Raw genomic sequence first — 26,340 nt, 5'->3', positions numbered from 1 at the left:
TCGATGCTAGCCGTCACGGCGCCGCGGTCGGTCCCGCGGCGGGCGCGACCGGACCCGTGGTGGACGAGGACGGGCCTCCCGGCATCGTCGTCGGCGTACCCCGCAGCGCGCCGAGCGGGATCCGCGCCACGGCGTCGGTCGGGCCACCCGCCGGGCTCGACACCGACAGCTCGCCGTCGAGCGCGCGCATCCTTCCCATGAGCCCGAGGATCCCGTGGCCCTCCTGCACGGCGGCACCACCCCGGCCGTCGTCCCGGACCCGGAGTTCGAGCACCGGCTGACCGTCGGGGTCGGACGTCAGGGTGATCGAGACCTCGGCGGAGGACGCCTCCGCGTGCTTCGTGGTGTTCGTCAGGAGCTCGCTCACCGTGAAGTACAGGTTGCGCTCGATCTCGGTCGGCAGCACGAACCCGTCCGGCAGCCGCACGTCGAGGTCGACGGGCAGGGGCGTCCGGGACACGAGCGCCTCGAGTGCCGCGACGAGCCCGCGGTCGAGCAGGATCGGCGGCGCGAACCCCCGGGACAGCGCACGGAGCTCGTCGAGGGCGTCCTTCGCGTGCCCGGACGCCTCGGCCATGAGTCCGCGGGCACGCTCGGGGTCACGCTCGAACGCGCGCTCGGCCGCCGCGAGGTCCATCCGCAGCCGGACGAGCCGCTGCTGCGGTCCGTCGTGCAGGTCACGCTCGATCTGACGGAGCGCCTGGCCCTCGGCGGTGACGGCACCGGCCCGCGACGCCTGCAGCCCGACGACGCGCTGCTGCAGCACCTCGGACCGGAAGCCGCCGAGGAGTGCTCGGTCCACCCAGTAGTGCGCGAGCACCGCGCCGCGGGTCCACAGCGGGAACAGGAGGACCGCTGCCGTCACCGACACCGCGCACGCGATCGCGCCGACCACCCAGGGCCAGGTCTGGCCGATCCCCTGATGGGCGAGGTACTGGTTGATCTGCCACCCGTGGGTGATGGCGGCGAACCCGGCGCCGACCGGGGCCACGACGCCGGCGACGAGGGTGGCACCGGCGCCGATCGTGATGCACGCGACGAGCGGGTAGACGACGACCGCGTGCAGCAGGTACAGCCAGTAGTGCGGGTTCGCCACGGCCGACACGATCCGGAGGAACCAGTTCTGTCGCCACCGCGGCGTCCAGTCGACGGGGCGGAAGCGCTCGGGCTCGGCCCAGCTCATCCGGAGCTGCTCGAACGCGCCGAGCCATCGCGCGACGAACAGCGACGCCAGGAACAGCACGAGCGAGATCGGGTTGAGCACCTGCCCGGCGGTCCCGTGCAGGATCACGAGGGGGAACACGGAGTACACGGTGCCGAGGAGCAGCGCCGTGAACGCGAGGTACCCGAAGTCGCGGGGGACGTGCCTCCAGGCGTCCCGGTAGAAGGAGCGGCGCGGGGTGCCGTCGCCACCACCCCCACCGCCGGGCGGGACGGCGCCGTCGTCCGGGCCGGACGGGGGGACGTCGCCGAGTCGGGTCCCGGGTATGCGGCCGGGAGCGGACGCGGGCGCGCTGCCGGACGCGGGCACGCCGCCCGACGCGGCCGACGGGAGCTGGTCGGAGGGCATGGGCACGGTCTCCGCGGTGTCGATGCGAGCTGTTTCGGTCATGGATCGAGCCTCGCGGTCGGCGGGCCCGCGCCCCATCCTGCCCGCTCCCGGACCCGTGGTGGGGTTGTCCCCCCTCCGACCCTCCGGGCAGTCCCACCCTCAGGGCAGTCCCACCCGGTCCCCCTCCCGCCTGGTTCCGACGTGGCCGTCGTCGTGCGACACCTGGATCGTCGCCACCTACCGCCGCACAGAGCGCTTCCGCGTGGATCGGCCACGCCGTCGTCGGACGACCGCGGGAGTGTCGGGAACGAGCGGGGCGCGCGGGAGGGGGCGGTCAGCTGGCCAGACGGGCCTCCCGCCGAGCGGCCTGCTCGACCGGGTCGGGGACGGGAGCGGCCGCGATGAGCCGGCGGGTGTACGCGTCCTCGGGCGAGCGGAGGATGCGTTCGCGGGTCCCCGACTCCACCAGCCGCCCGTGGTTGAGCACGACGACGCGGTCGCAGAGGGAGTCGACGACGGCGAGGTCGTGGGTCACGAAGAGGCAGGCGAACCCCAGGCGCTCCTGCAGTTCGCGGAACACGTCGAGCACCCGCGCCTGCACGGACACGTCGAGGGCGCTCGTCGGCTCGTCGGCGATGAGGAGTGCCGGATCGAGCGCCACCGCGCGGGCGATCGCGATCCGCTGCCGCTGCCCGCCCGAGAGCTCGTGCGGGTACCGGTGTCGCCACCCGGGGCCGAGCCCGACGTCGGTGAGCAGTCGGTCGACGCGCACGTCGACCTCCGCGGGGTCCAGCCCGAGGATGTGGCGGAGCGGCTCGGCGATCGTCTGCGCGACCGTGTACCGGGGGTTGAGCGAGAGCATCGGGTTCTGGAACACGACGCCGACCCGCCGACGCATCGCACGCCGGTCGGCACGACGCGCCGTCCCGACGTCCGTCCCCACGACCGTGACCGTGCCGGCGGTGATGGGTGCGAGTCCCACCGCGGCCCGTCCGATCGTGGTCTTGCCGCTGCCGGACTCCCCGACCAGGCCGACGATCTCACCACGCCCCACCGTGAACGTGACGTCGTCGACCGCCCGGAACCGCCCGCGGAGGCGACTGCCGTACTCGACCACGAGGCCGCGGACCGCGAGGACCGCGTCCGGGACGGGCGTGGTGGCGGTGGGCACGGCCTCCCGGCCGGTCTCGCCCATGCGCGGGACGGCGGCGAGCAGCTCACGCGTGTACTCGGCGGCGGGGTGGTGGAAGACGTCCGCGACGTCGCCGGTCTCGACCACGCGCCCGTTGCGCATCACGACGACGCGGTCGGCCAGGTCCGCCACGACACCCATGTCGTGGGTGATGAGCAGGATGCTCGCCCCGGTGCGTGCGCGGAGCCGGCGGAGGACGTCGAGCACCTCGGCCTGCACTGTCACGTCGAGCGCCGTCGTCGGTTCGTCCGCGATGAGGAGGTCCGGGTCCGCGGCGAGCGCCATCGCGATCATGACGCGCTGGCACTGGCCCCCGGACAGTTCGTGGGGGTACTGCCGGATCCGGTGCTCCGGGTCCGGCACCTCGACCATGCGGAGCAGCTCGACGCACCGCACGCGCACGGCGTCCCGGTCGCGGAGGCCCGGGTCGGCCCGGCGCACCGCCTCGGCGAGCTGGAACCCGATGGAGAACACCGGGTTGAGCGCGGCCATCGGGTCCTGGAAGATCATCGACACCCGCCGGCCGCGGACCCGGCGGAGCGTCGGCTCGTCCGCGCCGACGACGTCGAGATCGCCGAGTCGGACCGCTCCCGACGTCCGCGCTCCCTCGGGCGCGATGCCCATGACCGTCATGGCGGTCATGCTCTTGCCCGACCCCGACTCCCCGACGACGGCGACGACCTCGCCGCGGCCGACGGTGAACGAGGCGTGGTCGACGGCGACGACCTCCTCGTCCTCGACCGTGAACGCGACGGTGAGGCCGTCGACGACGAGGACGGGTGCGTCCGTCGCGGTGTCGTACGCGGTCGGTGTCGTCATGGTCGCTCCTCGGGGTCGGTGCCGGCGTCGCGGGCGGCCTTGAACGCCTCCCACTCCGCGAGCATCTTGCGGTGGTGGCTGTGCAGCCACGTCATGTAGTCGCGTCCGTTGACCAGGCGTTCGCGGATCGGTGCGTCGGCGGGGTCGTCCGAGTCGCCGAGTGCCGCGAGACCCTGCTCGATCACGTCGCGCTCGCGGTCGAGGTAGCGACGCTCCCCCGCGAGCCAGCTCCCCCACACGTCGTTCTCGGCGCGGAAGTAGTGGCTGCGCTCGCCCGGGACGAAGTGCCGCTTGATGAATCCCGACACGACGAGGTGCCGCGTGGCCATCGACACCGCGCCGGAACTCGCCTCGAGCCCGGCCGCGATGTCCGCCGACGACGAGTACGGCGCGCGCGTCATGATGAGGTACGCGAGCACCCGTCCGTCCATGAGCGGGAACCCCGACCCCTGGAGCATGATCGCGAACTCCTCGACGAACGCCTGGCGGGCGGGGTCGAGGACGGGGCCGACACCGGTGGCGTCGGCGGGGGTCCGCTCGTCCGTGCTCATCCGTGTCCCGTGCTCAGGCGAGTCCGGCGGCGACCGCGGGCGACTCGTCGCCCGGGACGGCCCAGGGCGTCATCGACATGCCCCCGCCCGCCCGGATCGCGGTCACCGTGCCGTCGTCGTCGCGGGTGTACCGGATGTCCTCGTCGACGGAGCCGAACCGGTTGCCGGAACTCATGCGCACGGTGTCCGGCCCGGTGACGGTGAGGCGCGTGACGCTGTCGAGCGGTCCGGGCGCCGAGGGGTCGATCTCGAGCAGGCGGTCGCCGATCCGGGCGATGTCCGCGACGCCCCACGGGTTCGCGAACCGACCGGTCAGGGTGTCGACGTCCACGTCGTCGGGGGCGTCCGAGAGTGCGTCGCCCGGGGCCGCCGTGTCCGCGGCGGCGTCGAGCAGCCGGAGGATGCCCTGGGCGAGCAGGGTCGCGGGTCCGGCCGCGGCGTTCGTCATGACCGAGATGACGAGCGACGACGTCGGGTCGAACAGCGACTGCGTGATGTGCCCGGGGAACCCGCCCGAGTGTCCACGGACGTCGTGCCCGGCCACGCGGTCGACGATGAACCCCATGCCGTACCCGCGCGACGCCGGGTCGTCCTCGGCGGTCCACGCCCGACGCTGCGCCTGACGCTTGGCGTGGTCGGACAGGAGCTCGCCCTGCCCGATGACGTGCGCGGAGAAGTACCGGACGAGGTCCTCGGCCGTGCCGTGGAACCCGGTCGCCGAGGCCATCGCGCGCGTGTCCACGTGCGGGAGCCGCGAGCGGGTGCGGTCGACGTGGAAGCCCGTGTACCCGACGACGAAGTCGTCCGCCCGGGTCGGGTCCCAGTCCGGCCCGGTGTCCCGGAGGCCGAGGGGTTCGATGATCTCCTCGCGCACGTAGTCGTTGTAGGGACGCCCGGAGACCGCGGCGACGACCATGCCGAGCAGCGAGTACCCGAGGTTCGAGTAGTTGAAGCTCGAGCCGACCGGGACCTTCGACCCCTGGTCGAGCACGAGCGCCAGCAGTTCGTCCTCGTCGGGGAACGGCCGCGCCAGCGACCAGTAGTCGCCGTCGAGTCCGTCGCGGAGGACCCCGGCGCCATGCTCCATGAGTTCGCGGACGGTCGCGTCGGCGATCGGCGACCCCGCGTCGACGAGCGCGGGGACGTACGTGCCCACGGTGTCGTCGAGACGGAGCTGCCCGCGCTCGGCGAGCAGCATGAGCGCCGTGGCGGTGAAGGTCTTGGAGTGCGAGGCGATGCGGAACAGGTCGTGCTCCGTCAACCGGCGCCCGGCCTCCACGTCGGCGTAGCCGTAGGCGGCCGACCAGACGACCTCGCCCTGGTAGCCGACGGCGACCTGCACGCCCGGCACCCGGAGCTGCCACACCTTGTACGCGACCCAGTCGGCGATGTACGGGAGGACGCCGCGGTACGCGTCGAGCGCGGCGGCGGAGGGTTCGGCGTTGGTCAAGGGAGTACCTCCTGATCGGTGACCGGCGTCAACGGCGACGCGGGTCGAGTGCGGTCCGCAGCGTATCGCCGAGCCCGATGACGCTGAGCACGGTGACCGCGAGGAACAGGGCGGGGAACACGAGCATGTGTGGCGCCTGCTGGAACTGGGTGGTGGCCGCCGAGAGCTGGAGGCCCCAGGAGATCGCCGGCGCCTCGAGCCCGATGCCGAGGTAGGTCAGCGACGATTCGGACACGATGACCCCGCCGACCGTGATGGTCGCGAGGACGAGCAGCGGCGAGATCGACGACGGCAGGACGTACCGCGTCGTGATGCGCCAGGTCGAGAGTCCCATCGTGCGGGCGGCGAGCACGAACTCGGCCTGCCGGATGCCGCGCACGGACCCGCGGACGAGCCGGGCCATGGTCGGCCAGCCGAAGAGGGCGAGCACGAGCGACACCGTCAGGACGTTCCGGTCGCCGACGCTGTTGAGCACGACGACGGCGCCGAGCAGGAACGGGAAGCCGAGGAACACGTCGGTGAGGCGGGAGAGGACGGCGTCGACCCAACCGCCGTTCATGCCGGCGAGCGTGCCGACGACGACCGCGACGACCATCGCGAGGACGGTCGTCAGGACCCCGACGGCGACCGACGAGCGGGTGCCGTACACGACGTTGGCGTACACGTCGCAGCCCTGCAGGTCGTACCCGAACGGGTGCCCGGCGGACGCGCCGTGGCCGCTCCGGCCGAGGTCGCAGGCACGCGGGTCGCCGTGGCCGAAGAACCCGGCGAAGAACGCCGGGAACACGGCGATGAGGAGCACGAGCGCGAGGACCGCTGCGGGGACCCAGAAGCCGGGAGTGCGGAGGGCCGCGGCGAGCGGACGACGACGCGTGGCGACGACGGGTTCGAGGGTGGCGCTGAGCGCGGAGTCGGTCATCGTCTCACTCGCGGGTCGAGGGCGGTGTGGAGGAGGTCGACGAGCACGCTCGTCACCAGGAACACGAGGATGAGGGCGGTGGAGATCCCGACGACCGTGGCGCCCTCGTGCGACCGGATCCCCTGGAACAGCAGGTTGCCGACGCCGGGCAGGTTGAAGATGCCCTCGACGATGACGGTCCCGCCCATCAGGTACCCGAGGTCCGTCGCCAGGTACGTGACCGTCGGGATGAGCGAGTTGCGCATGACGTGCACGCCCACGACGCGTCCGGGGGTGAGCCCCTTGGCCCTGGCGGTGCGCACGAAGTCCGCGTCGAGGGTGTCGAGCACGCTGGTCCGCGTGAGCCGCGAGACGGCCGCGAGACCGAAGACCGCGATGACGAGGGCGGGCAGGACGTAGGCGAACGGCCACCCTGCGGTGACCCCGGCGACCGGGAACCACCGGAGCCGCACGGAGAACACGAGTTGTGCGCCGACGCCGAGCACGAACACCGGCACGGCGCCGATCACGATCGTGCCGATGAGCACCGTCCGGTCGAGCACGGTGCCCCGCCGGAGCGCCGACACGACGCCGAGTCCGATGCCGAGGACGATCTCGAACAGCCAGGCGGTGAGCGCGAGTGCGATCGTCACGGGCCACCGCGCGGCCATCTCCGAGCCGACGCTCTCGCCGTCGAAGTCCGTGCCGAAGTCGCCGTGGAGCAGGCCGCCGAGGTAGCGGAGGTACTGCTCCCACAGTGGCTCGTCGAGGTGGTACTCGGCCCGCAGCGCGCGCACGACCGCGTCACTGAGCGGCCGGTCGCCGCCGAGCGCCTTGATCGGGTCGCCGGGGAGCGCGAACGTCATCGCGTAGATGAGGAACGTCACCCCGAGGAACACGATGAGCAGGCCACCGAGTCGGCGGCCGACGACGAGCGCGGTCCGCATCACGCGCCTCCCGGCACGCCCACCGGTCGGGAGGCGCGGCTGCGGGCGGCCCCGTCGCCGGCGTCCGCCCCTGGGTCTGCCTCCGCCGAAGAGCCGGCCGCCGGTCCGTCGCCGCCGCCCGCCGCCGGGCCGAGCGTGCGTGCGAGATGCGACGCCGCAGCGAGGACCGCGCCGTACTGCACGCCGACGAGCGCGGCGAGCGGGATCGGCTGCTCCGCCCCGGTCCCCGCCTCGGCCTGCCACGTCGCGTACTGCTCGACGAGGCGGTCGCGGAGGCGACGGAGCGCCACGGGCGCCGTGCCCGCGGTGGTCTCGGCCTCGATCGCACGGAGGAGCATGCCGCCGTAGCGGAGCCGGAAGCACCGCACGAGGTCCTCGAGGCCGAACCGCTCGGCGACCGTGGCCATCCGCCCCGGCGGCTCGCGGTCGGCCCGGGCGCGGTCCGTCTCCGCCATGCGCGCGAGCATCGGGACGAAGGCGCGCGAGGCCTCGAGGAACGGGGTCGCGATGGTGAGCATCGGGGACGCGGCGTCGAGCACCTGATCGAGGACGGAACCGGTGACCGCCATGGCGTCGGCGGTCCGACGGACGAGGTCGGCGTAGGACTCGCCCGTCGCCGTGTCGTCGTCGGCGTCCGGGTGCTGCCAGTACGGCAGTTCGGCCACGAGCGAGAGCGTGCCGTGGCGCCCCGCCCACGAGGACGACGACGACCCACCGATGAACGCGGCGGGGTCGATGCCGAGGGACTCGTAGTAGTCGTACGCCTCGTCGATCTCCCCCATCGCGAACACCGACCGCGCGTACTCCCGCAGGTACGGGGACTCGGGTTCGCCGGTGTCGAGCGGGAGCCCGAGCGCGGCCGGGACGGCGTGCAGGGTGGCGATGACCTCCGGCTCGTCGCGGGAGAGGTAGTAGTAGACGCCGCCCATCTCGCCGTTGTGCAGGCTCACGAGCAGGTCCGGCCGCACCCGGTCGATGAGCAGCATGAGTCCGAGCGTCTCGGGCAGGACCCGGTCGAAGTAGGCGCCCTTGTGGTTCGTCGGGAACGTCCACTCGACCTGCGCGTCGGGTGCCGGCCGGTAGAAGTGCCGGGCGTAGTGCACGCGGTCCGTCGGGTCGTCGAACCACGCCTCGTTGAGCCGCATGCCGTCCGGGTCGATCGTCGGGACGATGTGCCACGTCGTGTCGAGGGCCGCGGCGAGCACCGGGTCGGTGAGCACGCTCTGGGCCAGGTGCAGCGCGGTCCACGACCCGATCGGCTCGTTCGGGTGCACCCCACCGACCACGACCGCCGAGCGTGCACCGCGGCCGACCCGGTAGGCGTGGATCGGCTCGCCGAGGCGGCTGGTGCCGACGCGGGTGACCGTGACGGCGTCGGGGTGGTCGGCCGCCAGGCGGTCGAACCGTGCGACGAGGTCGTCGACCGTCGGGAACCCGGTGTGCTGCGGGACCGCGCGGGCGTGTTCGACGATCGTGGCGGTGTCGAGGCCGGTCACTTGCTGACCTGGATCTCCGAGATCACGGGGCTGCCGGCGACCTCGGGGAGCTTCGTCACCGTGCTGCTCGTGACGTAGGAGTACTTGTCGAAGAACGTCGGGACGATCGGGAAGTCCTGGAGCACCCGCTTCTGCGCCTTGTTGTACAGGGCGTCGGCGGCGGACTGCGTCGATGCGGCGTCGGCCTGGTCGAGCAGCCGGTCGACGTCGTCGTTCTGGTAGTACCCGGCGCAGGTCGTGCACCCGCCCGCCGCGGTGAACAGCGCGCGGAGCGTGTTCTGCTGGCTCGTGTACAGGGCGCCCCAGTGGCCGAAGTGCGGTCCGGCGACCGTCTTGGCGGTCAGCGTGCTGTAGTACGACGCCCAGTCCGTGGTGGGCTTCGCCACGACCTTCGCGACACCGAGGTTCTGGCGGATCTGGTTCGCGTACGCCTGGTACAGGGAGTCGAGTCCGAGGCCGCCGGGGTAGACGAGGTCCATCTCGCCGGAGAACCCGCCGGCCGCGGCGAGGAGCTGCTTGGCGGCCGCGGGGTCGTACGTGCAGTACTTGCCGCAGATGCCCTCCTGGGTTCCGGACATGACCGGCGGGGTGAGCGCGGTCGCGGGTTCGTAGAGTCCGCCGTAGATCGCCTTGTCCACCTGCTTGCGGTTGATCGACATCGAGATCGCCTGACGGATCCGCGGGTCGGAGTACCGCTTGTCCCAGAGCGGGAACCCGAGGTAGTCGATGCCCGGCGAGGTGAACGAGTACAGGTGGTCCCCGAAGTCCGACTTCGCGCTCGTCATCTTGTCGGCGGGCAGGTAGAGGACGTCCGCGTTGCCGGCCAGGACGTCCGTGTAGGCGGTGTCCATGTCGCTGTAGCTGCGGTAGGTGACCCGCTCGGTCTTCGGCGCCGGGCCCTGGTACCCGCTCCAGGCCCTGACGGTGAACTCCTTGTTCTTCGTCCAGGCCTCGGTCATCTCGTACGGGCCGTTGCCGATCGGCTTCTTGTCGTACGCCTTGATGTCCCGGTAGGCGGCCTTCGGCATCGGGTAGAACGCGGTCTGCGCCTGGCTCAGCTGGAGCGGGAACTGGCTGTCGGCGTGCGTCAGCGTGACGGTGAACGTGTCCTTGCCGGTGACCTTCAGCCCGCGCATGGTGTCGGTCGTCGGCGTGCCCGAGGCGGGGTTGAGGTCGGAGTACCCGACGATCCCGGCGAGCTCGCCGCTGTTCTCCCACGCGTGCGGGGCGTATGCCGTGTAGTTCCAGGCGCGGACGTAGCTCTCGGGCGTCACGGTCTCGCCGTTCTGGAACTTCCAGCCGTGGCGGAGCGTGATGGTCCAGGTCGTGGCGTCGTCGCTCTTGACGCTCTTCGCGGCCAGGTCCGTCAGGTGGTCGTCGCTGTCGGTCTGGACGAGCGGCGCGAACAGGCTCATCACCTGGTCGAACGCCACCGTCTGTCGGCCGGGGGTCAGGTGGTCGGGCACGCCGGTCGCGTACACGAGGCTCGTGCCGGACGCGTCGTCCGACGAGGACCCACCGCCCGCCGAACACCCGGTCGCCACCAGTGCCAACGCCGCCGCCGCGGCCACCGCCGCGATGCCACTCCGTCGCATGTCCATCTCGCTCCTCGCGGGGCCGCGACGCGTCGCGCCGGGCCTGCTGTGGCCGCCGGATCGGTCGGCCGGGCCGGGCAGGAGCCGGCTTGGCTGCTCACGGTAGGGAGCACGGCGGCGCGCACTCAAGGCTTCTTTCACTCCGCGTTGAAAGCTTCACGAGGTCGAAACACCGACGAAACAGCCCCGGTGGTGGCCGCGCAGGGCCTGTGGGACGCTGTCCGACATGCGCCACACACCCGCGTTCCTGATGACGGACCCCGAGGAGGTCCGCCGCCTGGTCCGCGCGCACCCGTGGGCGACGATCGTGTCCGCGACGGCGGAGGGCCTGGTCGCGTCGCACTACCCGTTCCTGCTCGAGGACCCGGGTGACGACGCCACGGAGATCACCCTGGTCAGCCACGTCGGGCGCCCCGACGAGGTCGCCCACGAACTCGGACGGCACGAGGTCCTCGTCATCGTGCAGGGTCCGCACGGGTACGTCTCGCCCGCCTGGTACCCGGCCCAGCAGTTCGTGCCCACCTGGAACCACGTGACCGCCCATCTGTGGGGCACGCCCGAGATCCTGTCCGACGAGGAGAACTTCCGTGTGCTGGGGGAGCTCGTCGACCACTTCGAGCGGCGCATGCCGTCGCCGGTCGGCCTCGACGTCGACGAGGACGCCGCCCGCCGCATCGCCCGGGGCACCGTGGGGATCCGGATCCGGGTGACGCGGTTCGAGGCGCGCGCCAAGCTCAGTCAGAACAAGGCGCCCGAGGTCGTCGACGACGTCATCGCCGGGCTCGAGTCCCCCGGGCCGTACGGACACCCGGCGCTCGCCGCGGAGATGCGTCGCGTCCGTGACCGTGCCACGGCCGCGCCGGATCCCGAGGACCGGCCCGCGCCGGAACCGGCCCCCGGGACGGACCGCACGTGACCGGGACCCTCATCCGCCACGTCCGGCGCATCGGGACCGCGGGCGCGTCCGCGGACGTGCTCGTCCGGGAGGGCCGGATCGCCGCCGTCGCAGCGGCCGGCGTCATCGAGTCCACCACGCCCACGGCCGATCTCGAGGACGTCGTCGACGCGGACGGTGCCTGGCTCGGCCCCGGGCTGTGGGACCACCACACGCACTTCGACCAGTGGGCGCTCGTCCGGCGCCGGGTCGACGTCTCGGCATGCACGAGCGCCGCCGCCGTCGCCGCGGTCATCGCCGACGCCGCGCGGAGCGCCCCGCCCGACGACGTCCTCATCGGCTACGGGTTCCGGGACGGGCTCTGGCCGGACGCCGCCCACCGTGACCTGCTCGACCGGGCCGCGCCGGGCCTCCCGGTCGTCGTCGTCAGCGGTGACCTGCACGCGGTGTGGTGCAACGGGATCGCGCTCGCGCGGTACGGCGACCTGCTCGACCGGCCCCTCGTGACCCATCCGACCGGGCTGCTCCGCGAGCAGGACGCGTTCGACGTCAGCACGGCGATCTCCCGCGTGCCCGACGCGGTGCTCGACGACTACGTCGCCGACGCAGTCGAGGCGGCGAGCGGTCGGGGCGTCGTCGGGGTCGTCGACCTCGAGATGCGGTTCGGGCTCGACCGCTGGACGCGCCGCGTCCGCGCCGGCATCGACGGCATCCGGGTCCGATCGGGCGTCTACCCCCAGGAGCTCGACGCGGTGCTCGACCGCGGGCTGCGGACGGGGGATGTCGTCCCGGGGACCCTCGGCCTGGTGACCATGGGGCCGTTCAAGGTGATCACCGACGGTTCGCTCAACACCCGCACCGCCGCGGTCGACGAGCCCTACGCGGGGCTGCACGGGCACGACGCACTCGGGGTCCTCGCGTTCACGCCGGACGAGGTCCGCGCGCTCGTGCGCCGCGCCGCCGACGGCGGGCTCGTCCCCGCGGTGCACGCCATCGGCGACCGGGCGAACGCCCTGGCGCTCGACGTGTTCGAGCAGGTCGGGGTCCGCGGGTCCATCGAGCACGCGCAGCTCCTGCGCCCCGCCGACGTCGCCCGGTTCGCTCGACTCGGCGTCGACGCGAGCGTGCAGCCGGAGCACGCGATGGACGACCGCGACGTGGCGGACCGCTACTGGGCCGGCCGGACCGTCCGCGCGTTCGTGTTGCGCACACTCCGCGAGGCCGGGGCGCGCCTCCGCCTCGGGTCGGACGCCCCCGTCGCGCCGCTCGATCCGTGGGTGTCGATGGCGGCGGCGGTCGGTCGGGACCGCGACGGCCGGGAGGCGTGGCACCCGGAACAACGCATCGACCAGCTGACCGCGTGGACGGCGTCGACCGACGGCCGCAGCACGGTCGCCGTCGGCGACGTCGCGGACCTCGTGCTCGTGGCATCGGACCCGCTCGCGGCGTCGTCCGGTGCGCTCCGGTCGATGCGCGTCCTGGGGACCGCGGTCGCGGGGCGCTGGACGTACCTGGACCGCTGAGCGGGGCCGGCGCCGACCGGGGCCGCTGCGGTGCGGACCGGGTCAGGTCTGGTCGACCGGGCACCAGTAGAGCTTGCGGCCCGCCATCATCGCCATGGCGATGTTCGTCCCGCACACGCGGCAGGGCAGCCCGGCGCGGTGGTACACCCAGTGGCGGTCGTCCCGGCTGCGGAGCGCGGCGTCGTACTCCTCGGGGGTCAGGTCGTCCATCGTCATCATCTGACCGACGCGGACGCCGTCGTGCAGGAGCTTCGACCAGTCCCGCCAGAGGGCCCGTGCCTGCTCGTCGGTGACCTGCTTGCCCGGCTTGTACGGGTCGAGGCGGGCGCGGAACAACAGCTCCGCGCGGTAGACGTTCCCGATGCCGCTGACGACCGACTGGTCCATGAGCAGCTGCCCGATCGGGACGTTCCGCCGCCGCACACCGTCCACGAACCGCTGCTCGGCCTCGGGGCCGTCGTCGACCATGGGGTCCGGGCCGAGCTTGTCGATGGCGCGCTGGATCTCCTCCGCCGTCTCGACGACGCACGCGGTCGGCCCACGGAGGTCGGCGACGGCGGTGTCCGTGAGGATCCGGACCCGCACCTGGCCGACCGGCTCGGGCGGGAAGGCCTCGATCGGGGTCTCCTCGTGCTCCTGCTCCGCCATGCGGTAGCGCGAGCGGCGGGGTGCCCCGATGCTGGCCAGGGAGTCCTCGCCCGCGGCGTCGACGATCGTCCCGCGCTGGTTGGTCTGCCCGATCCGGCCGTTCGCGCTCGCCATCGTGGCGTCGGTCGATATCTCGCCGGCGAAGTCCCAAGCACCGTAGAGGCCGAGGTGCACGCGGAGGAACAGGCCGCCCTCGAACTCGAGGAACATCTGCTTCGCCACCGCCGTCGCCCCGGTCATCACGCGGCCGTCGAGCTGGGCGGCGCCGGCCGCGAACCGCCCCTGGGGGCTGGACACGCTGCAGCGCTGCCCCACGAAGTGCAGGGAGAACTGCCGCGCGATGCGGTGGATGGAGTGACCCTCGGGCATCGGGACGGCTCAGGCGTCGATCTGCTTGCCGGCGATCGTGCCGGTGGTCTCGTACTCGGCGAGCTGCGCGATGCGACGCGCGTGGCGCTCCTCGCCCGAGAACGGCTCGGCGATGAACAGGTCGACGAAGCGGATGGCCTCGGCCTCGGTGTGCTGGCGGGCACCGATCGAGATGACGTTCGCGTCGTTGTGCTGCCGGGCCAGCAGCGCGGTCGACTCGTTCCACACGAGCGCGGCGCGCACACCCTCGACCTTGTTGGCGGCGATCTGCTCGCCGTTGCCCGACCCACCGAACACGACGCCGAGTGCCTGCACGCCCGCACGCTGGTCGCGCACGACGGCCGACGCGGCGTTGATGCAGAACGAGGGGTAGTCGTCGAGCGGGTCGTACTCGGCGGGACCATGGTCGACGACCTCGTGGCCGGCCTCGGTGAGGTGCTGGGCGAGCGTGTGCGAGAAGTCGAGGCCGGCGTGGTCCGTGCCGAGGTGGATGCGCATGCCTGCGATCCTATTCCCGGGCGCAGACGCCGCTCCGGGCCGGTCCGGGGTGCTGCCGGCCCCTAGCATCGAGGCATGACCACGACCCCGCCGGACGTCGTCGTGCGGCATGCCGAGCCGGACGACCTCGACGTCGTGCACGCGCTCCACCGCGAGGCCGTCCTGCACTCCACGGCGATCTGGCGCGACGAACCGCTCCCCCGCGCGTGGTTCGACGACTGGCTGGCGGAGCGCCGCCGCGACGGGTTCCCGGTGTTCGTCGCCGAGGCCGACGGTGCGGTCGCGGGCTACGTCACCTACGGGCCGTGGCGCGAGAACCCGGGCTACCGGTGGACCGTCGAGGACAGCATCTACCTCGACGCGCGGTTCCACGGCCGGGGCATCGCGTCGACGCTCCTCGGGGCCGCGATCGACCACGCCGTCCGGGCCGGACGACACGTCATGATCGCCGACATCGCCTCGGACAACGCCGCGTCGATCCGCCTGCACCAACGGTTCGGGTTCGAGCACGTCGCCACCGTGCGCGAGGTCGGCCGCAAGTTCGACCGGTGGCACGACCTCGTCGTCATGCGGCGAGCCCTGGCCTGACGGGGTGGGCCCGACCCTCCGCCTCCGCGTCGACCTTCCGACGAGATCGCAGAACACGCCGCTCACGTCCATCCGTGAGCGGCGTGTTCTGCGATCTCGGCGACTCCGGGGGCCAGCCAGGGGCGGCCGGGAGGGACGGGGCGGGACCGACCCGCGCCTCCCGGCCGACGGCGGCCGCGTCAGACGGTGTCGAAGATCGGGCCGACGGTGCGGGAGCGCTTGAGCTCGAAGAAGCCGGGGTACCGGGCCGCCGCGACGACGCCGTCCCACAGGTCGAGCGCCTGCTGACCCTTCGGGGCGGGCGAGATGACGGGGCCGAAGAACGCGGTGCCCTCGACGGCGATCACCGGGGTGCCGACGTCCTGGCCGACCCGCTCGATGCCGTCACGGTGGCTCTCGCGCATCGCGGCGTCGGTCTCGTCGGTCCACGCGGCGTCGGCGAGATCGGCCTCGAGTCCGAGCTCCTCCAGGACGGTGGGGACGACCTGCTGCGGGTCCTTCTCCTGACGGTGGTGGATGTGCTCGCCGAGGGCGTCGTACAGGCGCTTGACGACGTCCTGCCCGTGGCGGAGGCGCGCCGCGGTGACGAGCCGCGAGTACACCTGGTTCCGGTCGAGCGCCTCCTTGTAGTTCTCGGGGATGTCCTGGCCCTCGTTGAGGACGAACAGGCTCATGACGTGCCACGTGACGTCGAGGTCGCGGTGCTGCTCGACCTCGCCCACCCAGCGGCTCGTCATCCACGCCCAGGGACACGTGGGGTCGAACCAGAAGTCCACAGCGGTCGGGGTCGTCGGGGAGCTGTCCACAGCGGTGTCCGTCATGCCGGTGACACTACGCGCGTCGGTAGGGTTGACGGGTCGCCATCGACGGCGACGACACCCCCGACGCGCCGGGCCCACGACGCCTGCGCGCTCGCAGAAGGATGGAGCGGCCCGTGCCCGGAGAGAACCTCACCCGAATCGAAGCCCAGGAGCGTGCGGCCGTCGTCGACGTCGCCGCCTACGAGGTCGACCTCGACCTGACACGGGGTGACGAGACCTTCGGGAGCACCACGACCGTGCGGTTCTCCGCGACGCCGGGTGCCGCGACGTTCATCGACGCGATCACCGCGGCCGTGCACGCGGTCACGCTCAACGGCACCGCGCTCGACGTGGCGGACGTCAACGACGGCGTGCGCATCCGCCTCGACGATCTCCAGGCCGAGAACGAGCTCACCGTCGTCGCCGACATGCGGTACACCAACACGGGCGAGGGCCTGCACCGCTTCGTCGACCCCGTCGACGGCGAGGTCTACCTCTACTCCCAGTTCGAGGTCCCGGACTCGCGCCGGATGTTCACCGTGTTCGAGCAGCCCGACCTCAAGGCGACGTTCGCGTTCACGGTCACCGCGCCGTCTCGTTGGCAGGTCGTGTCGAACTCGCCGACCCCCGAGCCCCGCGTCGACGGCGACGTCGCGACGTGGACGTTCGCTCCGACGTCGCGGATCTCGAGCTACATCACCGCGCTCATCGCGGGCCCGTACACCGTGGTCCGCAGCGAACTGACGAGCCGCGACGGCCGCACCATCCCGCTCGGGATCTTCGCCCGGCAGTCGCTCGCCGAGTACCTCGACCCCGAGTACGTCTTCGAGACGACCCGCAAGGGCTTCGCCTACTACGAGGACAAGTTCGACGTCGCCTACCCCTTCGACAAGTACGACCAGCTCTTCGTGCCCGAGTTCAACGCGGGGGCCATGGAGAACGCCGGTGCCGTGACGTTCACCGAGACCTACGTGTTCCGCTCGAAGGTGACCGACGCGATCAAGGAGCGCCGCGTCGTCACGATCCTGCACGAGCTCGCGCACATGTGGTTCGGCGACCTGGTCACGATGAAGTGGTGGAACGACCTCTGGCTCAACGAGTCCTTCGCGGAGTGGGCGTCGACGATCGCGACCGCCGAGGCCACCGAGTGGACCGAGGCCTGGACGACCTTCCAGGCGATGGAGAAGTCCTGGGCCTACCGGCAGGACCAGCTCCCGTCGACCCACCCCGTCGTGGCCACCATCAACGACCTCGAGGACGTCCAGGTCAACTTCGACGGCATCACGTACGCGAAGGGCGGCTCGGTCCTCAAGCAGCTCGTCGCCTGGGTCGGGATCGACGCCTTCTTCGCCGGCGTTTCGGCCTACTTCAAGAAGCACGCGCACGGCAACACCGAGCTGCGCGACCTGCTCGCCGAGCTCGAGGTCACGAGCGGCCGAGACCTCTCCGACTGGTCGAGCGTCTGGCTCGAGACGGCCGGGGTGAACACGCTCCGTCCCGAGTTCACGACGGACGACGACGGCGTGATCACCGCGTTCGCGGTCCTCCAGGAGGCCCCGAGCGACCACCCGACGCTGCGTCCCCATCGCCTCGCCATCGGCGTGTACGCGTTCGGCGGCGACGCCCACGAGGAGGCCGTCCACCCGTTCGGCGCGAACGCCGCGTCCGCCGGTGGCAAGCTCGAGCGCACGCACCGCATCGAGATCGACGTCGACGGCCCGCGGACCGAGGTCCCGGAGCTCGTCGGCGTGCACCGCGGGGACCTCGTGCTGCTCAACGACGACGACCTGGCGTACGCCAAGATCCGCCTCGACGAGGACTCGCGCCGCACGGCGGTGGAACACCTGGCCGCCATCGCGAACCCGCTCGCCCGTTCCATCGTCTGGGGTGCGGTGTGGGACGCCACCCGCGACGCCGAAGCGCCGGCGAGCGACTACATCCGCCTGGTCCTCGGCAACATCGCCACCGAGACCGAGTCGACGACCATCCGGACCACGCTGTCGCAGCTGCTCCTGGCCGCCCGGAGCTACGTCGCGCCCGCGAAGCGAGAGGCCACCGTCCGCGAGGTCGGCGACGCCCTCTGGCAGCTGGCGGCGACGGCGGAGGCCGGATCCGACGCCCAGTTCCAGTTCGTCAAGTTCTTCGCGCAGATCGCGTCGACCCCGGAGCACGTCGCGACGCTGCAGGGGCTCCGGAGCGGTGACGTCCTGCTCAACGACCTGACGATCGACACGGACCTGCGCTGGGAGTTGCTCGAGGGGCTCGTGGTCAACGGCGCCGCGGGCGAGTCCGAGATCGCCACGGAGCTCGCCGCCGACCCGACGGCGAACGGTGAGCAGGCCGCGGCGCGCGCGCGGGCGACCATCCCCACCGCCGAGGGCAAGCTCACCGCGTTCTCGTCGCTCGTCGACTCGGACGCCCTGCCGAACGCGATCGTGCGGCAGACCGCGGTCGGGTACCAGCACGTCCTCACGCCCGTCGCGCTCGAGGGCATCGTGTCGCGGTACTTCGACGCCCTGACCGAGATCTGGGCCAACCGGACCTACCACATCGCGGAGACCCTGGTGGCGGGCCTCTACCCGGCGCCGCTCGCGAGCGTCGAACTCCGCGACGCCACGCAGGCATGGCTCGACACCCACCCGGAGACCCCGGCGCTCCGCCGCCTGGTCGTCGAGAACCTCGCCGGTGTCGAGCGGGCGCTCGCGGTCCAGGCGGCCGACGCCTGATCGAAGGGAGCGGCGGCGGGAGCCCCCGCCGCCCCTCTCTCGGGTACTCCACCCGCTCCTGGGACCCTCTCCGGGGTGTCATCCTCGTGACAGGCCTCGGGACCCCTGAGAACACCGTGTGACCGCGCCTCGGCCGGGCGCAGCTGAACGTCCGGCCGAGGTCCATCCCCTACCATCGCTCGGACCATGCTCCTCGCCGCGACATCGACCCCATCCCCCACCGACGAAGCGAAGACCATCGTGACGAACGCCTTCACGCAGTTCGTCGACACCTGGCACACGGCGATCACGATCGTGATCGTCGTGGTCCTCGCTGTCGTCCTGCGACTGTTCCTGCGCCGGGTCATCCGGAACCTCGTCGACCGCATCGTCAACGGTGTGAAGCGTCGGCAGAACGTCGAGGACACGCAGGCCCTCATCGCGTCGCCCCTGCAGACCGCGCGTGTGATCCAGCGCACCCGGACGCTCGGCAGCGTGCTCGAGAACGTCGCGACCGTGGTGATCGCCGTCGTGGCGCTCGTCATCATCGCCAGCCAGTTCGGCGCGAACCTGCTGGGGCTCGTCGCGGGGGCGTCGGTGGTCGCCGCGGGCCTCGCCGTCGGGGCGCAGAGCATCGTCAAGGACCTGCTGTCCGGGATCTTCATGATCATCGAGGACCAAGCCGGCGTCGGTGACGTCGTCGACACGGGTCAGGCCACCGGCGTGGTCGAGAACGTCGGCCTGCGGGTCATGCAGGTCCGTGACGTCAACGGGATCCTCTGGTTCGTACCGAACGGGCAGATCCTCCGCGTCGGGAACATGTCGCAGGGATGGTCCCGCGTCCTCGTCGACGTCACCGTCCCGTACGAGACGGACATCGACGCCGTCGAGGACGCACTGCTCGGCGCGGCGGTGGCGATGGCGCAGGAGACCCGCTGGCGGCAGCGCATCGTCGAGAAGCCGGAGATCTGGGGCCTCCAGACGATCACCGACGGTGCGATGGTGTTCCGGCTCGTCATCAAGACGCGCGCTGCCGAACTCGACGCCGTCGGCCGGGAGCTCCGGGTCCGCCTCAAGAAGGCGGTCGACGACCTCGGCGTGACGCTGCCCGCCATGGCGATGATCATGCCCGCCGGGTGGGAGAACGCCACCTCGATCAACGGCGCTCGCCCCCCGCGCACGCATCCGACGCCCGTCACCCGACCGTCCCGCAAGAAGGCCACGGCGCCCCGGGACCCGGCATGAGCGGCGACGGCACCGAGCGCCCCGCCCAGGGCACCGAGCGCCCCGGCGTCGGCGTCGGCGTCGGCGCCGGCGCCGGGCCGCAGCCGATCACGCTCCGCGTCGGCTCGGGCGGCGTGACCCCGGGCGGCGAGCTCTTCCACCGGATCGGCGGCGCCCCGACGTTCGACCGGCTCGTCCGCGCCTTCTACGAGGGTGTCCAGAGCGACCCCGTCATCTGGCCGATGTACCCGGCCGAGGACCTGGAGGGCGCGATCTCGCGACTCTCCCTGTTCCTCCAGCAGTACTGGGGCGGACCGACGACCTACTCGGAGGAGCGCGGGCACCCGCGGCTGCGGATGCGGCACATGCCGTTCCGCGTGACCCCGGATGCACGGGACCGCTGGTTGCGGCACATGCGCGCCGCCGTCGACGGTCTCGACCTCGCTCCGATGGACGAGGCGATGCTCTGGGCGTACCTCGAGCGCGCGGCGCACGCCATGGTGAACGCCGCGGGCGACGTCAGCGGGACAGGCTCCACGCCCGACGCTTGACGAGCACATGCCCGCGGGTCGTCGTCAGGCGGCTCCACGGCCCCGTCTCGAACAGACGGACGGGTTCGCCCTCGGCCAGGAACCCGAGGCTCTCGGCCGCGAACGCGGCTCCAGCGGGCAGGTGCTCCTCACCGTTGACGGGCCTCCCCCAGACCTCGGCGCGGACGCGGCGCACGACGGCGTCGCCGGCGGCCGTCGGGACGGCTTCTGCCACCTCGGCCATGCCCTCGCGCGCGACCCGGCGGAGCGTGCGGGCATCGATGTCGAGCTGCGCGACCCAGCCACCGCGGGGCGGCGAGATCGCGGCCCAGGTCACGGTGTGGACCTCGAGCGGGAGCTCAGCCGTGACGGCGGTCGCCGCGGTCGGGTCCAGTCCGCGTTCCTCGGCGGAGCGGTGCTCCTCGACGAGCGCGTCGAGCCGGTGGACGAACGACGCGATCGGGACGACGGCGTCGAACTCGACCGGGTCGGCCAGCGCGAACGTCCGGAGTCCGAGCACCGTCGGCACCTCGTCGAGCAACCCGACCGGGTAGAGGATCGCCGTGTAGACGGCGAGGACGCCGCCACCGGCGATGAGCCGCACCGATCCGTCCTCCACCCGGGAGGCCCGCCCCAGGTAGGTGCGGAGGTCGCCGAGGGAGGTGGTGTCGGGAAGCGTGAACGACGGGCTCATCAACGGTCGAGGATAACGGACCACGCCCCCGGACCGCTGGGGCACCCCGCTCGGGTGGCTCGTAGACTACGGGGCGATGAACGGCCCAGCGCACGGAGGCCCGACGACGGGCGAACCGGACTTCATGCCCACCCTCCGGCTCGTGGACACGGGTGCGAGCACCGGCGAGGACATCTTCACCGGCTCGAGCCACTGGTCACCCGGCGGCCGGGTGTTCGGCGGGCAGGTCCTCGCCCAGTGCGTCGTCGCGGCGCAGACCACGATCGACGGGCGGGCCATCCACTCGATGCACGGGTACTTCCTCCGACCCGGTGCCATCGACGAGCCGATCACGTTCGCCGTCGAGCGGATCCACGACGGCCGCTCCTTCGCCACGCGTCGGGTCCAGGCGTACCAGCGGGGTGTGCCGATCTTCTCGATGATCGCCTCGTTCCAGACGCCCGACACCGGCGTGGAGCACCAGGACACGATGCCCCTGGACGTCCCCGACCCCGAGTCCCTGCCGTCGGCCGCCGAGCTCCTCGCCGGGATCGACCACCCCGTCGCCCGCCACTGGGCGAAACGGTCGATCGACGTCCGGCACCCCGGAGGGCCGGTGTTCATCGAGGTGACCGGCGAGCGCGTCGCCCACCAGGCCGTCTGGCTCCGGGTGGCCGGTGACCTGCCCGACGACCCGGCCCTCCACCGTGCCGTGCTCGGTTACGCGAGCGACCTGTCGATCCTCGAGCCGATCATGCGGCGGCACGGCCTCGCCTGGGGCACGTTGGGCGTCAAGAGCGCGAGCCTCGACCACGCGATGTGGTGGCACCGCGACGGCCGCGCTGATGACTGGGTGCTCTACACGCAGGAGTCACCGAGCGCGCAGAGCGGCCGTGGACTGGCGATCGGCCGGATGTTCGACCGTTCGGGCCGCCTGCTGACCACGGTCGCGCAGGAGGGCATGCTCCGCGTGCCCGGGGCCTGAGCGGGGGTCTGACGGTCCCAGGAAGACCCGACGACTCCCCCACGGCTCCGGGTGCGCCCACGATGCTCATGTCCCCGTCACCAGACAGAGAGCAGAGCACCATGGACATCAACGGACGCAGCGTCTTCATCGTCGGAGGGACCTCCGGCATCGGCCTCGGACTCGCCAGACGGTTCGCCGCGGCGGGCAGCACCGTCGTCGTCGGCGGGCGGAACGTCGACCGGGTCGACGACCTCGAGACCGTCGTCGTCGACGTCACCGATCCGGCCTCCGTCCTCCACGCACGCGACACCGTGCTGCGGGACCACCCGGACCTCGACGTCGTCGTCACGATGTCGGGGGTGATGCTCCTCGAGGACCTCCGCGATCCGGCCCACTTCGCGCAGACCGCGGTGACCGTCGACGTCAACCTCCTCGGGACGATCCGGGTCATCGATGCGTTCACGCCGCACCTCATCGCGCGTGGCGGCGGTGACCTCATCACGGTGACGTCGGGGATCGCGTTCCTCCCGTTCCCCCTCATGGCGAGCTACGCGGCGTCGAAGGCCGGGGTGCACGCGTACTCGGAGGCCCTCCGCGCGCAGCTCGCCGGCACCGGGGTCGCCGTCACCGAGCTCGTCCCGCCCGCGGTCGACACGGGTGACCAGGGCGCGGTCAACCCCGCGGCCCTGCCGCTGGAGGGGTTCCTGGACGAGGTGACCGACCTGCTCACCCAGGACCCGACGCCCCACGAGATCCTGGTGCAGGGCGTGCAGATGCACCGCTGGGCGGAGCGTGACGGCACGTACGCGGACCTCGTGGCACGACGGTCGGCAGCGCTCGCGAACCTGCCCGGGCGCTGACCGGCACCCGAACCCGGCGAGCGGGTCGTGGGCGGCGGCACCGGCCGTCGCCCACGACGGTCCTACGGGCGCGAGAACGCCACGGGCTCCTCGCGGTACGCCTCGCACGCGGCACGCTCGACGTCGGTGAGGCGTCGCGGGCGGTTCGTCTCGGCGTCGACGAGCACGAGCGAGGTGGTCGCCCGGGTGAACACGACGAAGGGGTCGGTACCGGCGGGCGAGCAGACCTCGTACGAGACGTCGATGCTCGCCCCGCCGATCCGCCCGACCCACATCTGGATGTCGAGCGGCCGCCGGAGGTACGGGATCGACTGCAGGTACTCGAGCCGCTGTCCGGCGATCACCGTCAACGTCCCGGATCCGGGGCGACCGTCGATGATCGGCGGCGGCGTCTCGGACGTGCCCTCGAGTTCCTCGGGGTCCGGCGCCCAGAACGCGAGGATGCGTGCTTCCTCCAGGAGCCGGAGCATCGCCGAGTTGTTGACGTGCCCGTACGCGTCGATGTCACTCCACCGGATGCGGACGGGCACGCGCAGTCGTGCCACCGTCAGTCCCGCGTGAGCTTGCGGTACGTCGCCCGGCCGGGCTTGGCGGCATCGGCGCCGAGGCGCTGGATCTTGTTCTCCTCGTACGCCTGGAAGTTGCCCTCGAACCAGTACCAGTTCGGCACGCCGTCCTCGTTCACGCCCTCCCACGCGAGGATGTGCGTCGCGATGCGGTCGAGGAACCACCGGTCGTGGGTGATGACCACGGCACAGCCCGGGAACTCGAGGAGGGCGTTCTCCAGGCTGCCGAGGGTCTCGACGTCGAGGTCGTTCGTCGGCTCGTCGAGGAGCAGGAGGTTGCCGCCCTGCTTGAGCGTCAGCGCGAGGTTCAGTCGGTTGCGCTCACCACCGGAGAGCACGCCGGCCTTCTTCTGCTGGTCCGGGCCCTTGAACCCGAACTGCGACACGTACGCGCGCGACGGGATCTCGGTCTTGCCCACCTGGATGAAGTCGAGGCCATCGGACACGACCTCCCACAGGTTCTTGTTCGGGTCGATGCCGCCGCGCGTCTGGTCGACGTACGAGATGTCGACGGTCTCGCCGATCTTGAGGTCGCCGGCGTCGAGGGGCTCGAGGCCGACGATCGTCTTGAACAGCGTCGTCTTGCCCACGCCGTTCGGGCCGATGACGCCGACGATGCCGTTGCGCGGCAGCGTGAACGACAGGTTGTCGATGATGATCCGCTCGCCGAACTGCTTGTGCAGCTTGGCCGCGTCGATGACCTGCGAGCCGAGCCGCGGCCCCACGGGGATCACGATCTCCTCGAAGTCGAGCTTGCGCGTCCGCTCGGCCTCGGCCGCCATCTCCTCGTAGCGGGCGAGGCGGGCCTTCGACTTCGCCTGGCGGCCCTTCGAGTTGCTCCGCACCCAGTCGAGCTCGTCCGACAGACGCTTGGCGAGCTTGGCGTCCTTCTTGCCCTGCACCTCGAGGCGCGCACGCTTCTTCTCGAGGTACGTCGAGTAGTTGCCCTCGTACGGGTAGAGCCGTCCGCGGTCGACCTCGGCGATCCACTCGGCGACGTGGTCGAGGAAGTACCGGTCGTGGGTCACGGCGAGGACGGCGCCGGGGTACTGCTGCAGGTGCTGCTCGAGCCACAGCACGCTCTCGGCGTCGAGGTGGTTCGTCGGCTCGTCGAGCAGGAGCAGGTCGGGCTTCTGCAGCAGGAGCTTGCAGAGGGCGACGCGACGCTTCTCGCCACCGGAGAGGTGCGAGACGACCTCGTCCGCCGGCGGGCACTGGAGCGCCGCCATGGCCTGCTCGAGCTGCGAGTCGAGGTCCCACGCGTCGGCCGCGTCGATCTCTTCCTGCAGGGTGCCCATCTCGGCCAGGAGCGCGTCGAAGTCGGCGTCCGGCTCGGCCATCTGGGCGGAGATCTCGTTGAAGCGGTCGAGCTTGGCCTTGATCGGGCCGACGCCTTCCTGCACGTTCTCGAGGACCGTCTTGTCCTCGTCGAGCTCCGGCTCCTGCATGAGGATGCCGACCGTGAACCCCGGCGTGAGCTTGGCCTCGCCGTTCGACGGCTGGTCGAGGCCGGCCATGATCTTGAGGATCGTCGACTTGCCAGCGCCGTTCGGGCCGACGACGCCGATCTTGGCGCCGGGCAGGAACGACATCGTGACGTCGTCGAGGATCAGTTTCTCGCCGACCGACTTGCGGGCGCGGACCATTTGGTAGATGTACTCAGCCATGTCTCGTCCAGTCTACTGAGGGGTACGGAGGACAGCGGGGGCGGTGATCACCACCCCCGGCGTCATTGGATGCTCTCGGTCTTGCCGATCAGGCACTTGCCCGTGCTGAGCACGGGAGCCGTCTCGCTCACGAACGCCGCGCCGCGGAACTGACCGATGAGGCAGGTGGACCCGACGAGCACCGACACCTGGATCGAGTCGGCGGCGCGACCGATCGAGGTCGTGTCCGGCGTGATCTGCATCGCCTTCTTCGGGAACCCCGCGTTCACGAGGGAGTTCACGATCGCCGCGTCGTCGGGGTGCGCGTTCGACGTGGTGAGCGTGTGCGCGGCGTCGTCGAACCGACCCTTCGCCGCGGTGGCGGCGGCGTCCAGCGTCGCGGTCGGGACGGGGACGTCCGTCGGGGTCGAGATCGCCGTGGCCGTCGTGCTCGCGGAGACGCTGCTGCTCGGCGGTGCGGACACCGTGTCGTGGTCACCGCCGCCCGTGCAGGCGCTCACGCCGATCCCGGCGAGCATCGTGATCGCCAGGACCATCGGGAGCCTGCCTCGCATGGACGCGTCCTTCCTGCGACGGCGGTCCCCCGGCGGCGCCGCACCAGTGTACGGGCAGGACCCGGGCGGGCCGGGAGACCACTGCCCGTCACGCCGTGGCGTCAACCGCGAGGGCCGAGGGGTCGTGACGGTCCGGGCCAGGGGCCGGTGCGGCGTCGTCGTCGGGCACGACGCCGTCGGGGCCCACGCCCGCGAACTCCGGTGCCACGAACATCCCCGGTGTCGAGGCGAGACCGTCGCCATCCGGGCCGCCGCCGTCCAGGTTCCCGTCCACGGACCCAGCGTCGTCGGCACCGCGCGTCGCCCCGAACGCGCCGGCTGCGACCTCCAGCGCGACGGCACCGGCCATCGCGCGTTCCTCGGCCGACGGCGCGTCACCCGGAGCCGCCATCTCGTCGGCCGTCTGCCGCGGCGTGCGGCGCCACTGACCGCGCCCGTAGGCCAGGTCGTGCCCGATCGCGTCGGCGTCGATCTCGACCGCGAGCCCCGACCGGTCCTGGCGCTCCCACGTCCGGACCCGCAACCGCCCCGCGACGAGCACCCGGTCCCCCTTGACGACGGAACCGGTGCAGTTCGACGCCAGGCTGCGGAACGCGGTGACCGTGAACCAGTTCGTGTCGCCGTTCACCCAGGCGGAGTTGGCGCGGTCCCACCGCCGCGACGGCGACGCCAGTCGGAAGCTCGTGATGGCCAGGCCGGTCCCCGTGACGAGGTGCCGTGGTTCGGTCGCGACGATGCCGCGGATGGTGATCGTGTCGTTCATGCCCCGATCG

24 protein-coding genes are annotated in these 26,340 nt (G+C 71.9%); 8 read left to right on the top strand and 16 right to left on the bottom strand.

Going from position 1 to position 26,340, the window contains the following annotated elements; genetic code table 11:
- Positions 1-13: 13 nt before the first annotated feature.
- The 8 genes from DEI94_RS03935 to DEI94_RS03900 form a co-directional block, all read right to left on the bottom strand.
- Complete coding sequence (locus DEI94_RS03935; protein ID WP_111027741.1) at positions 14-1,612, bottom strand: sensor histidine kinase; 1,599 nt, start codon at positions 1,610-1,612, stop codon at positions 14-16.
- Between the two features lie 274 nt (positions 1,613-1,886).
- Positions 1,887-3,563 (bottom strand): dipeptide ABC transporter ATP-binding protein, encoded by a 1,677-nt coding sequence (locus DEI94_RS03930; protein ID WP_111027784.1) that lies wholly within the window; start codon positions 3,561-3,563, stop codon positions 1,887-1,889.
- Positions 3,560-4,114 (bottom strand): GbsR/MarR family transcriptional regulator, encoded by a 555-nt coding sequence (locus tag DEI94_RS03925; protein WP_181434902.1) that lies wholly within the window; start codon positions 4,112-4,114, stop codon positions 3,560-3,562. Before DEI94_RS03925 ends, DEI94_RS03930 begins: the two co-directional genes overlap by 4 nt.
- Positions 4,115-4,127: 13 nt before the next feature.
- Positions 4,128-5,564 carry a serine hydrolase gene (locus DEI94_RS03920; RefSeq protein WP_111027785.1) on the bottom strand — a complete coding sequence of 479 codons (1,437 nt, stop codon included), beginning with the start codon at positions 5,562-5,564 and terminating at the stop codon, positions 4,128-4,130.
- Positions 5,565-5,592: 28 nt separating this feature from the next.
- On the bottom strand, positions 5,593-6,483 hold the full coding sequence (locus tag DEI94_RS03915) for an ABC transporter permease (RefSeq protein ID WP_111027786.1): 891 nt from the start codon (positions 6,481-6,483) through the stop codon (positions 5,593-5,595).
- Positions 6,480-7,409, bottom strand: coding sequence for an ABC transporter permease (locus DEI94_RS03910; protein WP_111027787.1), 930 nt, complete (start codon positions 7,407-7,409; stop codon positions 6,480-6,482). Before DEI94_RS03910 ends, DEI94_RS03915 begins: the two co-directional genes overlap by 4 nt.
- Complete coding sequence (locus tag DEI94_RS03905) at positions 7,409-8,905, bottom strand: M14 family zinc carboxypeptidase (RefSeq protein ID WP_111027788.1); 1,497 nt, start codon at positions 8,903-8,905, stop codon at positions 7,409-7,411. Before DEI94_RS03905 ends, DEI94_RS03910 begins: the two co-directional genes overlap by 1 nt.
- Positions 8,902-10,506 (bottom strand): peptide ABC transporter substrate-binding protein, encoded by a 1,605-nt coding sequence (locus tag DEI94_RS03900; RefSeq protein ID WP_258370198.1) that lies wholly within the window; start codon positions 10,504-10,506, stop codon positions 8,902-8,904. The genes DEI94_RS03905 and DEI94_RS03900 overlap by 4 nt, the downstream gene beginning before the upstream one ends.
- A 220-nt stretch (positions 10,507-10,726) precedes the next feature.
- Between DEI94_RS03900 and DEI94_RS03895 the strand changes: the two genes are divergently transcribed.
- Positions 10,727-11,416, top strand: coding sequence for an FMN-binding negative transcriptional regulator (locus DEI94_RS03895; RefSeq protein ID WP_111027789.1), 690 nt, complete (start codon positions 10,727-10,729; stop codon positions 11,414-11,416).
- On the top strand, positions 11,413-12,918 hold the full coding sequence (locus DEI94_RS03890; RefSeq protein WP_220038822.1) for an amidohydrolase: 1,506 nt from the start codon (positions 11,413-11,415) through the stop codon (positions 12,916-12,918). The genes DEI94_RS03895 and DEI94_RS03890 overlap by 4 nt, the downstream gene beginning before the upstream one ends.
- Before the next feature lie 42 nt (positions 12,919-12,960).
- Here the strand turns inward: DEI94_RS03890 and DEI94_RS03885 are convergent, their stop codons facing one another.
- The gene (locus tag DEI94_RS03885; protein WP_111013788.1) at positions 12,961-13,935 is read right to left on the bottom strand and encodes an Fpg/Nei family DNA glycosylase; all 975 of its coding nucleotides are present in this window, start codon (positions 13,933-13,935) and stop codon (positions 12,961-12,963) included.
- Between the two features lie 9 nt (positions 13,936-13,944).
- The gene (locus tag DEI94_RS03880) at positions 13,945-14,433 is read right to left on the bottom strand and encodes a ribose-5-phosphate isomerase (protein WP_111009926.1); all 489 of its coding nucleotides are present in this window, start codon (positions 14,431-14,433) and stop codon (positions 13,945-13,947) included.
- A gap of 75 nt (positions 14,434-14,508) precedes the next feature.
- Between DEI94_RS03880 and DEI94_RS03875 the strand changes: the two genes are divergently transcribed.
- Positions 14,509-15,021 carry a GNAT family N-acetyltransferase gene (locus tag DEI94_RS03875; protein ID WP_111027790.1) on the top strand — a complete coding sequence of 171 codons (513 nt, stop codon included), beginning with the start codon at positions 14,509-14,511 and terminating at the stop codon, positions 15,019-15,021.
- 179 nt (positions 15,022-15,200) lie between these two features.
- Here the strand turns inward: DEI94_RS03875 and DEI94_RS03870 are convergent, their stop codons facing one another.
- A complete protein-coding gene (locus DEI94_RS03870; protein ID WP_111013790.1) occupies positions 15,201-15,842 on the bottom strand; it encodes a mycothiol-dependent nitroreductase Rv2466c family protein in 642 nt (213 codons plus the stop codon).
- Between the two features lie 113 nt (positions 15,843-15,955).
- On the opposite strand from DEI94_RS03870, the gene pepN reads away from it, so the two are divergent.
- From pepN to DEI94_RS03855, 3 genes are all read left to right on the top strand, one after another.
- Positions 15,956-18,547, top strand: coding sequence for an aminopeptidase N (gene pepN, locus DEI94_RS03865; protein WP_111027791.1), 2,592 nt, complete (start codon positions 15,956-15,958; stop codon positions 18,545-18,547).
- A gap of 186 nt (positions 18,548-18,733) precedes the next feature.
- Entirely contained in the window at positions 18,734-19,771 is a 1,038-nt protein-coding gene (locus DEI94_RS03860) for a mechanosensitive ion channel family protein (protein ID WP_111009932.1), read from the top strand.
- A gap of 113 nt (positions 19,772-19,884) precedes the next feature.
- On the top strand, positions 19,885-20,301 hold the full coding sequence (locus tag DEI94_RS03855) for a globin (RefSeq protein ID WP_258368570.1): 417 nt from the start codon (positions 19,885-19,887) through the stop codon (positions 20,299-20,301).
- Here the strand turns inward: DEI94_RS03855 and DEI94_RS03850 are convergent.
- The gene (locus DEI94_RS03850; RefSeq protein WP_111009935.1) at positions 20,270-20,974 is read right to left on the bottom strand and encodes a DUF8185 domain-containing protein; all 705 of its coding nucleotides are present in this window, start codon (positions 20,972-20,974) and stop codon (positions 20,270-20,272) included. The two genes, DEI94_RS03855 and DEI94_RS03850, sit on opposite strands and share 32 nt — an antisense overlap.
- Positions 20,975-21,050: 76 nt before the next feature.
- Here DEI94_RS03850 and DEI94_RS03845 point away from each other — a divergent pair, with 76 nt between their 5' ends.
- Both DEI94_RS03845 and DEI94_RS03840 read left to right on the top strand, forming a co-directional pair.
- Entirely contained in the window at positions 21,051-21,938 is an 888-nt protein-coding gene (locus DEI94_RS03845) for an acyl-CoA thioesterase (protein WP_181441911.1), read from the top strand.
- 101 nt (positions 21,939-22,039) lie between these two features.
- A complete protein-coding gene (locus tag DEI94_RS03840; RefSeq protein WP_111013791.1) occupies positions 22,040-22,780 on the top strand; it encodes an SDR family oxidoreductase in 741 nt (246 codons plus the stop codon).
- 62 nt (positions 22,781-22,842) lie between these two features.
- Here the strand turns inward: DEI94_RS03840 and DEI94_RS03835 are convergent, their stop codons facing one another.
- The 4 genes from DEI94_RS03835 to DEI94_RS03820 all read right to left on the bottom strand — a co-directional run bounded on the left by DEI94_RS03835 (position 22,843) and on the right by DEI94_RS03820 (position 26,330).
- Positions 22,843-23,310 (bottom strand): acyl-CoA thioesterase, encoded by a 468-nt coding sequence (locus tag DEI94_RS03835; RefSeq protein ID WP_258368554.1) that lies wholly within the window; start codon positions 23,308-23,310, stop codon positions 22,843-22,845.
- Positions 23,311-23,327: 17 nt separating this feature from the next.
- Positions 23,328-25,013, bottom strand: a complete 1,686-nt coding sequence (gene ettA / locus DEI94_RS03830; protein WP_111009941.1) for an energy-dependent translational throttle protein EttA — start codon at positions 25,011-25,013, stop codon at positions 23,328-23,330.
- Positions 25,014-25,075: 62 nt separating this feature from the next.
- Positions 25,076-25,567: a DUF6993 domain-containing protein gene (locus DEI94_RS03825; RefSeq protein WP_146246077.1), complete on the bottom strand. Its 492-nt coding sequence runs from the start codon at positions 25,565-25,567 to the stop codon at positions 25,076-25,078.
- 88 nt (positions 25,568-25,655) lie between these two features.
- On the bottom strand, positions 25,656-26,330 hold the full coding sequence (locus tag DEI94_RS03820) for a single-stranded DNA-binding protein (protein WP_111027794.1): 675 nt from the start codon (positions 26,328-26,330) through the stop codon (positions 25,656-25,658).
- Positions 26,331-26,340: the final 10 nt, after the last annotated feature.

The sequence above is a fragment of the Curtobacterium sp. MCBD17_040 genome, assembly GCF_003234805.2.
Classification (GTDB): domain Bacteria; phylum Actinomycetota; class Actinomycetes; order Actinomycetales; family Microbacteriaceae; genus Curtobacterium.
This window is presented reverse-complemented; position numbering and strand designations above follow the sequence as displayed.